This window comes from Streptomyces sp. SID8374, from assembly GCF_009865135.1.
Taxonomy (GTDB): Bacteria; Actinomycetota; Actinomycetes; order Streptomycetales; family Streptomycetaceae; genus Streptomyces.
Genome location: NZ_WWGH01000002.1, coordinates 1,022,691 through 1,034,546 on the forward strand (window position 1 = coordinate 1,022,691; position 11,856 = coordinate 1,034,546).

Sequence of the window (11,856 nt, forward strand, 5' to 3'; positions counted from 1 at the left end):
TTCCGGACCAGGGGGGCTGTATAGGGATGCGAGTGCTCGTATAGACTTCCAGAACTGTATGCCGATCCCCCCGCATCCCGTCCCGATCTGCCCCGTCCCACCCTGGAGCCGTCACCATGGCCATCGACCTCACCGGCCGCCCCTTCCTCAAGGAGCTGGACTTCACCGCCGAGGAGTTCCTCGGCCTGGTCGCGCTGGCCGGTGAGCTGAAGGCGGCCAAGAAGGCGGGCGCCGAGGTCCAGCGGCTGCGCGGCAAGAACATCGCACTGATCTTCGAGAAGACCTCGACGCGTACGCGCTGCGCGTTCGAGGTCGCCGCCGCCGACCAGGGCGCCTCCACCACCTACCTGGACCCCTCCGGCTCCCAGATGGGCCACAAGGAGTCGGTGAAGGACACCGCCCGGGTCCTCGGCCGGATGTTCGACGGCATCGAGTACCGGGGCGACAGCCAGCAGGTGGTCGAGGAGCTGGCCGCGTACGGCGGCGTCCCCGTCTTCAACGGGCTCACCGACGACTGGCACCCCACGCAGATGCTCGCCGACGTGCTGACCATGACCGAGCACAGCGACAAGCCCGTCACCGGGACGGCCTTCGCCTACCTCGGCGACGCCCGCTTCAACATGGGCAACTCCTACCTGATCACCGGCGCCCTGCTCGGCCTGGACATCCGGATCGTCGCCCCCGAGATGTACTGGCCGGCCCCCTCCGTCGTGGAGCAGGCGGAGAAGCTCGCCGCCGTCAGCGGCGCCAAGGTCACGCTCACCACGGACGTCACCGAGGGCGTGCGCGGCGCCGACTTCGTCGCCACCGACGTATGGGTCTCGATGGGGGAGCCCAAGGAGGTCTGGGACGAGCGCATCGCCGCGCTCGCGCCGTACGCCGTGACGATGGACGTCCTGCGCGCCACCGGCAACCCGGACGTGAAGTTCCTGCACTGCCTGCCCGCCTTCCACGACCTCGGCACCCAGGTCGGGCGGGACGTCCACGCCGCCCACGGCCTCACCGAGCTGGAGGTCACCGACGAGGTCTTCGAGTCGGCCCACTCGGTGGTCTTCGACCAGGCGGAGAACCGGATGCACACGATCAAGGCCGTGCTGGTGGCGACGCTGGCGGGGGAGTAGCCGCCCCTGCGGGCGGGGGTTCGTATGGCCATTCACCCGATTGGGTGAACATGCGAGGTGGTGGCTACGATGTCGCCTCTGGTGGGGTTCGGGTTCGCACACTCGGACCCCTTCCCTGTGCCGTCCGCGCGCACGGGGCCGTCCCCCCACTGCACCACCAGAGAAGAGAACGTCCCGCATGAGCCCCGGCCTGCCGACCCCCGGCACCCCGAAGCGTCCCGGCCTCTCCCGGCCCGGACTGCGCCGCAAGAGCCCCGAGATGCTCATCGCCGAATCCGGCGGCGACCTGGAGGGCCACGGCCTCAAGCGGACGATGGGCCTCTTCCAGCTCGTCTGCTTCGGCGTCGGCGCCATCGTCGGCACCGGCATCTTCGTCGGCCTCTCCGACACCGTCGCCGAGGCCGGACCCGCCGTCGTCATCTCGTTCGTCCTGGCCGCGATCACCTGCATCTTCACCGCCTTCTCCTTCGCGGAGCTGGGCAGCGCGATCCCGGTCTCGGGGAGCTCGTACTCCTTCGCGTACGCCGCCCTCGGCGAGCGCACGGCGTTCCTCGTCGGCTGGTGCCTGATGCTGGAGTACGGCGTCTCGGTCTCCGCGGTCGCCGTGGGCTGGAGCCAGTACGTCAACGAGCTGCTGAACAGCCTGATCGGCTGGCAGCTGCCCGCCGCCGTCTCCGCCGGACCGGGCGACGGCGGCGTGGTCAACCTCCCGGCGATCGTCGTCATCGCGATGGCCGCCACCCTGCTGGTGCGGGGCGTCCGGGAGAGCGCGAGCGCGACCGCCACCATGGCGGTCCTGAAGATCGGCATCCTGCTGGCGTTCTGCGCGATCGCGTTCACCGCCTACCAGGACGACAACCTCGTGCCGTTCGCGGGCCACGGGCTCGGCGGGATCACGGCCGGTGCCTCGCTGGCGTTCTTCTCGTACATCGGTTTCGACGCCATCACCACCGCCGGTGAGGAGGTCAAGAACCCCCGCCGGAACATCCCCATCGCCATCCTGATCTGCATCGGTGTCGTCACGCTGCTCTACTGCGCGGTGGCGCTCTCGGCCATCGGCGCGCTCGGCGCGGACGCCGTCTCCGACAAGCCCGCGGCCCTCTCGCTGGTCGTCAACCAGGTCACCGACTCCTCGGTCGGCGGCGGCATCATCGCCTTCGGCGCGGTCGTCGCCATCGCCTCGGTGGTGCTCGCCGTGATGTACGGGCAGACCCGCATCCTGATGTCGATGTCCCGTGACGGGCTGATCCCGCGCGTCTTCGAGCGCGTCTCGCCCAAGACCCACACCCCGGTCGCCAACACCTGGATCGTGGCCTGCGTCTTCGCCGTCCCGGCCGCCTTCGCCTCGCTGGACGTCGTCGTCAACCTGACGACCATCGGCACGCTGGCCACCATGGTCGCGGTCAATGTGGCCGTCGTGGTGCTCCGCCGCCGCCACCCCGAGCTGGAGCGCACCTTCCGGGTGCCGCTCTACCCGGTGAGCCCGGTGATCGGCGTCGTGTTCTGCCTGTATCTGATGTACGGGACCGGCTGGACGACCTGGCTCCAGTTCGCGGTCTTCCTCGCCGCCGGTTCGCTGCTCTACGCCTGCTACGGGCGCAAGCGGTCCCGCCTGGTCAGCTCTCCGGCGACGGACCCGGCTGGGACGGTATCGCCGGAAGCGTGAACCAGACGGCCTTGCCGTGCTCCGTGGTGCGGTGGCCGCAGGCGGAGCTGAGGGTCCGGATCAGCAGCAGGCCGCGGCCGTGCTCCTGCCAGGGGTCGACCTCGTAACCGGGCTGCGGCCGGGAGAGGTCCCCGGGCGGAGCGGGGTCGTGGTCGTGCACCTCGACCTGGCAGCCGGTGGGCAGCAGCTCCACGACCAACTCGATCGGCTCGCTGCTCACCGTGTGCTCCACCGCGTTCGCGACCAGCTCGGCGGTGAGCAGCTCGGCGGTGTCGCTGTCCGCCGGGGCGTGGATGTCCGACAGGGCGGTACGGACCAGAGCGCGGGCGATCGGCACGGCTGCCGTGGAGTGCGGCAGGGCGATCCGCCAGGAGGCGGGAACAGGGACATCGGGCGGCACGGCGGGGTTCCGTTCGGGAGCGGGACTTCCTTGTAGCGGGACTTCTCGACTCATCGGGGTCTCTCGACCCGTCATCGGGTTCTCCCGATCTGTCGTCGGGCTCTCCCGACGCGGTGTCGGGGTTTCTCGACTCACTCGACTCATCGGCATCGCGTTTCGAGACTTCCTGGGGTCAACCTTACGAACCGCACGGCCCTGGCCATAGAGGCGGTCGACCGGTGCAAACAGGACTTTCGCCACAACAGTCTCACGGTCGGCGTATCGCGACCTCGTGACGACAGTCACGTAAGGGTGATAAATTCGGTGGTGGAACGCGACCCGCGCACGGCCGGCAACCCGCCCGAATGCTGAAGGGAACCCCTTCATGAGCTCGTTTCCCAGCTCCGCCCCGCGCGTGGAGGAGTGGCGCCATCTCCGGATCTCCCGGGACGACGGTGTGGTGACCGTCACACTGGACCGCCCCGAGAAACTCAACGCCCTCACCTTCGGTGCCTACGCCGATCTCCGCGACCTGCTCGCCGAGCTGACCCGGGAACGCTCCGCCCGCGCCCTCGTGCTGGCCGGTGAGGGGCGCGGCTTCTGCTCCGGCGGCGACGTGGACGAGATCATCGGCGCCACCCTCGCCATGGACACCGCCGCGATCCTGGAGTTCAACCGGATGACCGGCCAGGTCGTACGGGCCCTGCGCGAGTGCCCCTTCCCGGTCGTCGCCGCCGTCCACGGGGTGGCCGCCGGAGCCGGTGCCGTGTTGGCCCTCGCCGCCGACTTCCGGGTCGCCGACCCCTCCGCCCGCTTCGCCTTCCTCTTCACCCGGGTCGGCCTCTCCGGCGGCGACATGGGCGCCGCCTATCTGCTGCCCCGGGTCGTGGGCCTCGGCCACGCCACCCGGCTGCTGATGCTCGGCGACCCCGTCCGGGCCCTCGAAGCGGAACGGATCGGGCTCATCAGCGAGCTGGCCGAGGAGGGGCAGGCCGACGCCCGCGCCGCCGAGCTGGCCCGCCGCCTCGCCGACGGCCCCGCCCTCGCCCTCGCCCAGACCAAGGCGCTGCTCACCGCCGAGCTGGACATGCCGCTCGCCGCCTCCGTGGAGCTGGACGCCAACACCCAGGCGCTCCTGATGCACGGCGAGGACTACGCGGAGTTCCACGCCGCCTTCACCGAGAAGCGGCCGCCGAAGTGGCGGGGGCGGTAAGGGTGGCGGGCGACGGTCCCCTCGCGAGGACGCCCGCCCCCGGCCCCGTACGCCGCATCGCCGTCATCGGCGGCGGCCCCGGCGGTCTCTACGCCGCCGCCCTGCTCAAACGACTCGACCCGGCCCGCGAGATAACGGTCTACGAGCGCAACGCCCCCGACGACACCTTCGGCTTCGGCGTCGTCCTCTCCGACGAGACCCTCGGCGGCATCGAACACGCCGACCCGGAGGTCTACCGCGCCCTGAGCCGTGAGTTCGTCCGCTGGGACACCATCGACATCGTCCACCGCGGCCGCACCCACACCTCCGGCGGCCACGGCTTCGCCGCCCTCGGGCGCCGCCGACTGCTGGAGATCCTGCACGAGCGCTGCACCGCCCTCGGCATCGGCCTCCGCTTCCGTACGCAAGCCCCGCCCGCCGCCGAGCTGGCCGCCCACCACGACCTGGTCATCGCCGCCGACGGGGTGCACAGCACGACCCGCCAGGCGCACGCGGACGCCTTCGGCCCGTCCCTCACCGAACACCGCAACCGCTACATCTGGCTCGCCGCCGACTTCACCCTCGACGCCTTCCGCTTCGAGATCGCCGAAACCCCGTACGGCGTCATGCAGTTGCACGGCTACCCGTACGCCGCCGACGCCTCCACCGTCATCGTGGAGATGCGCGAGGAGGTGTGGCGCGCGGCCGGACTCGACAGCTGCGACCCGGCCGAATCCACCACCCGCTGCGCCAAGTTCTTCACCGAGGCCCTGGACGGCAGGCCCCTGCGCGCCAACCGGTCCAGCTGGCTCACCTTCCGTACGGTCACCAACTCCCGCTGGTCGCACGGGAACACGGTCCTCATCGGGGACGCCGCGCACACCGCGCACTTCTCCATCGGCTCCGGCACCAAGCTCGCCGTCGAAGACGCCCTCGCGCTGGCCGCCTCCATCGAGGAACAGCCGGACCTCCCCGCCGCGTTGGCCGCGTACGAGGCCGAGCGCCGCCCGGTCGTCGCCTCCACCCAGCGGGCGGCGGTGGCCAGTCTGCGCTGGTTCGAGGAGCTGGCCACCTATGTCGACCAGTCGCCCCGCCGCTTCGCGTTCAACCTGCTCACCCGCAGTCGCCGGGTCACCCACGACAACCTGCGGCTGCGCGACGCGTCCTTCACCGCCGCCGTGGAGGAGGAGTTCGGCTGCCCGCCGGAGACCCCGCCCATGTTCACCCCGCTACGGCTGCGCGGCCTCGAACTGCGCAACCGGGTCGTCGTCTCACCGATGGACATGTACTCGGCCACCGACGGGCTCCCCGGCGACTTCCACCTCGTCCACCTCGGCGCCCGCGCGCTCGGCGGGGCCGGGCTCACCATGACCGAGATGGTCTGCGTCAGCCCCGAGGGCCGCATCACCCCCGGCTGCACGGGCCTGTGGACCGACGAACAGGCCACCGCCTGGCGCCGGATCACCGACTTCGTCCACACCTCGGCCCCCGGCGCGGCCATCGGCGTCCAGCTCGGCCACTCCGGCCGCAAGGGCTCCACCCGCCTGATGTGGGAAGGCATCGACCAGCCCCTGGAGACCGGCAACTGGCCCGTGTCGGCCGCCTCCCCGCTCCCGTACACCCCCGGAGTCAGCCAGATCCCGCAGGAGCTGAACGCGGCCCAACTGGACACCATCCGCAATCAGTTCACCCAGGCGGCCCGCCGTGCGGCCGAGGCGGACTTCGACCTCCTCGAACTCCACTGCGCTCACGGCTACTTGCTCTCCGGCTTCCTCTCCCCGCTCACCAACCACCGCACCGACGCCTACGGCGGCCCGCTGGAGAACCGGCTCCGCTTCCCCCTCGAAGTCTTCGACTCCGTCCGCGAAGTCTGGCCGCGGGACCGCCCGATGACCGTCCGGATCTCCGCCACCGACTGGGCCGAGGGCGGCACCGACGCCGAGGACGCCGTCGAGATCGCCCGCGCCTTCGCCGCCCACGGGGCCGACGCCATCGACGTCTCCACCGGCCAGGTGGTGCCCGAGGAGCGCCCCGAGTTCGGCCGCTCGTACCAGACCCCGTACGCGGACCGGATCCGCAACACCGTGGACGTCCCCGTCATCGCGGTCGGCGCCATCTCCTCCTGGGACGACGTCAACTCCCTGCTCTTGGCGGGCCGCGCCGACCTCTGCGCCCTGGCCCGCCCGCACCTGTACGACCCGCACTGGACGCTCCACGCGGCAGCCGAACAGGGCTACACCGGACCGGGCGCACCCTGGCCCCTCCCGTACGGCGCGGGCAGCCGCCCCCCGCCCACGGGCCGCACGGACGCACCGAAGCCCCGGCTCAGGCTGGGCTGAACTGTCCCGCGCGGCCGTGAGACCCCCGTCGTACCGGGGCAGTCGCCGCAGGTGGGCCCGGTCGGGTTGGATGGGGTCTCCGGGAGCCGGGCGAGCAGGCCGGCGGGGTGAGTGGAGGGGACAGGATGGGGCGGGTGCGCGGAAGGCTGAAGCGGTCGGTGGTCGCGGGGGCGCTGGTGGTGGCCGTGGCGCTGGTCGGCGTGGGGCTCTACTGGTTCCAGCCGTGGAAGCTGTGGCAGGACGACACCGTTCAGGAGGCCCTGCCGGAGGTGGCGGCTTCGGAGCCCGTGGGCGGGTCCGGCGGCGAGCCGGTGACGCCGGACGGGGCGCCCGGCCCCGGGGAGCCGGTGACCGTGGCGGGCGGCGAGCTGATCAGCCATGAGCACTCCACTTCCGGCACGGTGAAGCTGCTGCGGCTCGGCGACGGTTCGCACGTCGTGCGGCTGGAGAACCTCGACACCAGCAACGGTCCGGACCTGAGGGTGCTGCTGTCCGACGCGCCGGTGAAGGAGGGGCGGGCAGGCTGGTTCGTCTTCGACGACGGCGCCCACGAGAGCCTCGGCAAGCTCAAGGGCAACAAGGGGTCCCACAACTACCCGCTGCCCGCAGGCCTCGACCCGGCTGCCTTCACCAGCGTCAGCATCTGGTGCGACCGGTTCGACGTGTCCTTCGGCGCCGCCGAGCTGGTCCGCACCTGACGGCCGACCGGCTCGCCGGTTCAGCGGGGCGAGGCCCCGGGAGCCTTCGGGGGCCACGCGGCTCGGCGCCGCCGCACCCTCACCCCCGTACGAACCGTTCCCCCGCGTCCCGCAGCCGCTCGTGCAGCTTGCCGAACACCTCCGCCGAGCGCCCGCCCGGCCACCCCTTCGGCAGCAGCTCCTCCGGCAACCCCGGGTCCGCATACGGGAGTTGGCGCCAGGAGTCCAGGGCCAGCAGGTAGTCCCGGTAGGCCTCCTGGGGGCGGGGTCCCTCCTCGGTCCGCGGGGTCGCCTCCCACTCGCGGAGGACCGGTTCGTGGAGTTCCAGGAAGTCCCGGTGGAGGCGGGCCACCGCGTCCAGGTCCCACCAGCGGGCCACCGACTCGCGGGTCGCGGCGAAGCCCAGGTGGTCGCCGCGGAACAGGTCGACGTACGGGGCGAGTTCGAGCCGCTCCAGAGTGTGCCGGGTCTCCTCGTAGAGGCCGGCGGGGGCGATCCACACCCCGGGGGCCGCCGTGCCGAAGCCCAGGCGGGCCAGCCGGGAGCGCAGCAGGTGGCGCTTGGCGCGTTCGGCCTCGGGGACGGAGAAGACCGCGAGGACCCAGCCGTCCGCCGGCCGGTGCGCCGGGCGGCCGTAGATGCGCGCGTCGCCGTCGTCGAGGAGCTGGCGGGCGTCCGGCGACAGGGCGTACCCGGCCGAGCCGTCCGCCGCCCGCGCGGCGACCAGCAGACCGCGCCGCTTCAGGCGCGAGACACAGGAGCGTACGGAAGGGGCGTCCACGCCCACGGCGTGCAGCAGGCGGATCAGCTCGGCCACCGCAAAGGGCGAGCCGTCCGCCGGACGGCCGTAGGCGCCGTAGAGCGTGATGATCAGGGAACGGGGGGTGCGCAGCTCGGCCACGTGATCACTCTAGGGCCTCTCGTCTGGATCATGCCGGGGCCCGAGAGCCCGGCATGATCCAGACGAGAGGCCCTAGAGGTGCCGGTCCCGGAGCAGGAACCGCTGGAGCTTGCCGGTCGCGGTGCGCGGCAGGGACTGTTCGAAGACGAAGGCGCGCGGGCACTTGTGCGGGGCCAGAACGGCTTTCATGTGCGCCCGCAGGGAGTCCGCCGTCTGCTCCGAGCCCTTCGTCAGCACCACGTGCGCCACCACGATCTCCCCGCGCAGTTCGTCCGACCGGCCCACCACGGCCGCCTCCGCGACCTCCGGATGGCGTAGCAGAGCGTCCTCCACCTCGGGGCCCGCGATGTTGTAGCCGGAGGAGATGATCATGTCGTCGGCGCGGGCCACGTAGCGGAAGTAGCCGTCCGGTTCGCGGACGAAGGTGTCACCGGTCATGTTCCAGCCCTGGCGGACGTACTGCGTCTGCCGGGGGTCGGCCAGATAGCGGCAGCCGACCGGGCCGCGTACGGCGAGCAGCCCCGCCTCGCCGTCGGGCAGCTCATCCCCGTGCTCGTCGACCACCTTGGCCTGCCAGCCCGGCACGGGGACGCCGATGGTGCCGGGGCGGATGGCGTCGTCGGCGGCGGAGATGAAGATGTGCAGCAGCTCGGTGGCCCCGATGCCGTTGATGATGCGCAGCCCGGTCGCCTCGTGCCAGGCATGCCAGGTCGCCGCGGGCAGGTTCTCCCCGGCCGACACGCAGCGGCGCAGGGCGGAGAGGTCGTGGCCGTCCAGCTGGCCGAGCATCGTGCGGTAGGCGGTCGGCGCGGTGAAGAGGACCGAGACCCGGTGGCGTACCAGCGCGGGCAGCAGGTGGTGCGGCCCCGCCTGCTCCAGCAGCAGCGCCGAGGCCCCGGCGCGCAGCGGGAAGACCAGCAGGCCGCCGAGGCCGAAGGTGAAGCCGAGCGGCGGGCTGCCCGCGAACACGTCGTCGGGGAGCGGGCGCAGCACCTCGCGGGAGAAGGTGTCGGCGATGGCGAGCAGGTCCCGGTGGAAGTGCATACAGCCCTTGGGGCGGCCGGTGGTCCCCGAGGTGAAGGCGATGAGGGCGACCTCGTCGGCGGCCGTGTCGACCGCGCGGTACGGGCCGGAGCCTGCGTGGGCGGCCGCCCGGCGGGTCAGGTCGTCGGGGCCGTCCCCGCCGAAGAGGACCGTGCGCGGACCGCCCACGTCCGCCCCCACCGGGTCTTCCGCCTTCACCAGGCCCTCCGCCTCCACCAGCTCCGCCGCCTCCGCCAGGTCCTCGGCCGAACGGGCGTCGCACAGCGCGTGGCTGACCCGGGCCAGCGAGCAGATGGTGGCCAGTTCGCCCGCCCGCGCCTGCGCCAGTACGGTCACGGCGACCGCGCCCGCCTTCATGACGGCGAGCCAGCACGCGGCCAGCCAGGGCGTGGTGGGGCCGCGCAGCAGCACCCGATTCCCGGGCGCCACTCCCAGGTCGTCGGTGAGCACATGGGCGATGCGGTCCACCGTCTCGCGCAGCTCGCCGTAGCTCCACACCGTCCCGTCGCCGGAACGCAGCGCGGGGCGGTCGGGGCCGCGCTCCTCCACCGTGCGGTCCACCAGCTCGTGACCGCAGTTCAGCCGGTCGGGGTAGTGCAGCGCGGGGGTGTCCAGGAGGAGCTTCGGCCACTGCTCCGGCGGTGGGAGGTGGTCGCGCGCGAAGGTGTCGGTGTGCGCACCGGGGACGCGCTCGGATCGCTCGGGATGCGCACCGGGGACGCGTACGGACGCGTCGGCGGCGGCTGTGGGCGTGTTCGGCGAGGAATTCGGCTCCATGAAGGATCGCCCCCTTGTCGCCTTCGGAGCGTATCGTTTGGGTGACGGTAGTCAACAGTCCGCGATAAGGCAGAGACGCGACAAGAGAGGCGCCGCCATGACGGCATTCTCCCTCGAACCAGAACAAACCGCCTGGTGCGAAGAGCTGCGCACCCTCGCCGAGCAGGAGCTGCGCCCGCTGGCGGAGAAGGGAGAGCCCGGACGCGTCAACCGCCCGCTGCTGGCCGCCCTCGGCAAGCTGGGTCTGCTGGAGCGGATGTTCGCCTGCGGCGCCCTGGACCTCTGCCTGCTGCGGGAGTCCCTGGCCCGGGGCTGCACCGAGGCCGAGACCGCGCTCGCCCTCCAGGGCCTCGGCACCACCCCCCTCGTCCGGGCCGGCACCCCCGCCCACCGAGAGCGCTGGCTCCCCGAGGTCCGGGCGGGGCGGGCGGTCGCGGCGTTCGCGCTCAGCGAGCCGGGCGCCGGGTCCGACGCCGGAGCCCTCTCCCTGGCCGCCGAACCCACCCCCGGCGGCTGGCGGCTCACCGGCGAGAAGTGCTGGATCTCCAACGCCCCCGAGGCCGACTTCGCCACCGTCTTCGCCCGCACCACCCCCGGCGCGGGATCACGCGGGATCACCGCCTTCCTGGTCCCCGCCGACCGCCCCGGACTCACCGGTTCCGCCCTCGACATGCTCTCCCCGCACCCCATCGGCACCCTGGAGTTCGACGGCGTACCGGTCACCGCCGACGATGTCCTCGGCGAACCCGACCGGGGCTTCCGGGTCGCGATGGACACCCTCAACCTCTTCCGCCCCAGCGTCGGCGCCTTCGCCGTCGGGATGGCCCGCGCCGCCCTCGACGCCACCGTGGCCCACACCGCCACCCGCACCGCGTTCGGCGGCCCCTTGAGCGACCTCCAGGCCGTCTCCCACCAGGTCGCGGAGATGGCCACCCGCACCGAGGCCGCCCGCCTCCTGGTGTACGCGGCGGCCGCGGCGTACGACGCGGGGGAGAGCGGGGTGCCGCGCCGCGCCGCGATGGCCAAGCTGTACGCCACCGAGACCGCGCAGTACGTCGTCGACACCGCCGTCCAGCTGCACGGCGCCCGGGCCCTGCGCCGGGGCCATCTGCTCGAACACCTCTACCGCGAGGTCCGCGCGCCCCGGATCTACGAGGGCGCCAGCGAGGTGCAGCGCGCCATCATCGCCAAGGAGATGTACGCCACAGCCGCCGCCCAAGAGCCTGAGGAGCCCGCAGCCCAGGAGCCCGCAGCCCAGGAGCCGCAGGAGCCCGCCGTCGCACCCCGTATCCAGCGTCCCCAGGAGCCGCCCGTATGAGCCCGTCCCACCGGATCAACCCGCCCGAACTCTCCCCGCCCACCGGCTTCTCCCACGCCGTCGTCGCCACCGGGGGCCATCTGGTCTTCCTGGCCGGGCAGACCGCCCTCGACCCGGACGGCAAGGTCGTCGGCGCCACCCTGCCCGAACAGTTCGCCACCGCCCTCACCAACCTGCTCACCGCCCTGCACGCGGCGGGCGGCGCCCCCGCCGACCTGGCCCGCGTCACGGTGTACGCCACCGACGTGGCCGACTACCGCTCCCACGCCGCCGAACTCGGCCGGATCTGGCGCCGGCTGGCCGGGCGTGACTACCCTGCGATGGCGGTCATCGGGGTGGCCAGACTCTGGGACGAGCAGGCGATGGTGGAGATCGACGGGATCGCCGTACTGCCCTGAGCAGGCCGGGGCCCCGGCACATG

General features: G+C 72.5%; 10 protein-coding genes. 7 read left to right on the forward strand and 3 right to left on the reverse strand.

The annotated features are described in order from the left end of the window. Positions 1 to 116 precede the first annotated feature (116 nt). A complete protein-coding gene (gene argF, locus GTY67_RS28025; protein WP_093686211.1) occupies positions 117 to 1,121 on the forward strand; it encodes an ornithine carbamoyltransferase in 1,005 nt (334 codons plus the stop codon). A gap of 178 nt (positions 1,122 to 1,299) precedes the next feature. Then, a complete protein-coding gene (locus tag GTY67_RS28030) occupies positions 1,300 to 2,787 on the forward strand; it encodes an amino acid permease (RefSeq protein ID WP_161280714.1) in 1,488 nt (495 codons plus the stop codon). Here the strand turns inward: GTY67_RS28030 and GTY67_RS28035 are convergent. Further along, positions 2,738 to 3,187, reverse strand: a complete 450-nt coding sequence (locus GTY67_RS28035; protein ID WP_030572598.1) for an ATP-binding protein — start codon at positions 3,185 to 3,187, stop codon at positions 2,738 to 2,740. The genes GTY67_RS28030 and GTY67_RS28035 overlap by 50 nt on opposite strands. A 364-nt stretch (positions 3,188 to 3,551) precedes the next feature. Here GTY67_RS28035 and GTY67_RS28040 point away from each other — a divergent pair, with 364 nt between their 5' ends. The 3 genes from GTY67_RS28040 (at position 3,552) to GTY67_RS28050 (ending at position 7,395) form a co-directional block, all read left to right on the forward strand. Continuing rightward, positions 3,552 to 4,379 (forward strand): enoyl-CoA hydratase family protein, encoded by an 828-nt coding sequence (locus tag GTY67_RS28040; RefSeq protein ID WP_093686209.1) that lies wholly within the window; start codon positions 3,552 to 3,554, stop codon positions 4,377 to 4,379. 2 nt (positions 4,380 to 4,381) lie between these two features. Then, the gene (locus GTY67_RS28045) at positions 4,382 to 6,697 is read left to right on the forward strand and encodes a bifunctional salicylyl-CoA 5-hydroxylase/oxidoreductase (protein ID WP_161280716.1); all 2,316 of its coding nucleotides are present in this window, start codon (positions 4,382 to 4,384) and stop codon (positions 6,695 to 6,697) included. Positions 6,698 to 6,822: 125 nt separating this feature from the next. Further along, positions 6,823 to 7,395 (forward strand): DM13 domain-containing protein, encoded by a 573-nt coding sequence (locus tag GTY67_RS28050; protein ID WP_161280718.1) that lies wholly within the window; start codon positions 6,823 to 6,825, stop codon positions 7,393 to 7,395. Positions 7,396 to 7,474: 79 nt separating this feature from the next. Here GTY67_RS28050 and GTY67_RS28055 read toward each other — a convergent pair whose 3' ends face one another. Further along, entirely contained in the window at positions 7,475 to 8,296 is an 822-nt protein-coding gene (locus GTY67_RS28055) for a PaaX family transcriptional regulator C-terminal domain-containing protein (protein ID WP_093686206.1), read from the reverse strand. Positions 8,297 to 8,368: 72 nt separating this feature from the next. Beyond that, entirely contained in the window at positions 8,369 to 10,117 is a 1,749-nt protein-coding gene (locus GTY67_RS28060) for an AMP-binding protein (protein WP_161280719.1), read from the reverse strand. Between the two features lie 97 nt (positions 10,118 to 10,214). Between GTY67_RS28060 and GTY67_RS28065 the strand changes: the two genes are divergently transcribed. Both GTY67_RS28065 and GTY67_RS28070 read left to right on the forward strand, forming a co-directional pair. Further along, complete coding sequence (locus GTY67_RS28065) at positions 10,215 to 11,435, forward strand: acyl-CoA dehydrogenase family protein (RefSeq protein WP_161280721.1); 1,221 nt, start codon at positions 10,215 to 10,217, stop codon at positions 11,433 to 11,435. Beyond that, positions 11,432 to 11,833, forward strand: coding sequence for a RidA family protein (locus GTY67_RS28070; RefSeq protein ID WP_093686204.1), 402 nt, complete (start codon positions 11,432 to 11,434; stop codon positions 11,831 to 11,833). Before GTY67_RS28065 ends, GTY67_RS28070 begins: the two co-directional genes overlap by 4 nt. Positions 11,834 to 11,856: the final 23 nt, after the last annotated feature.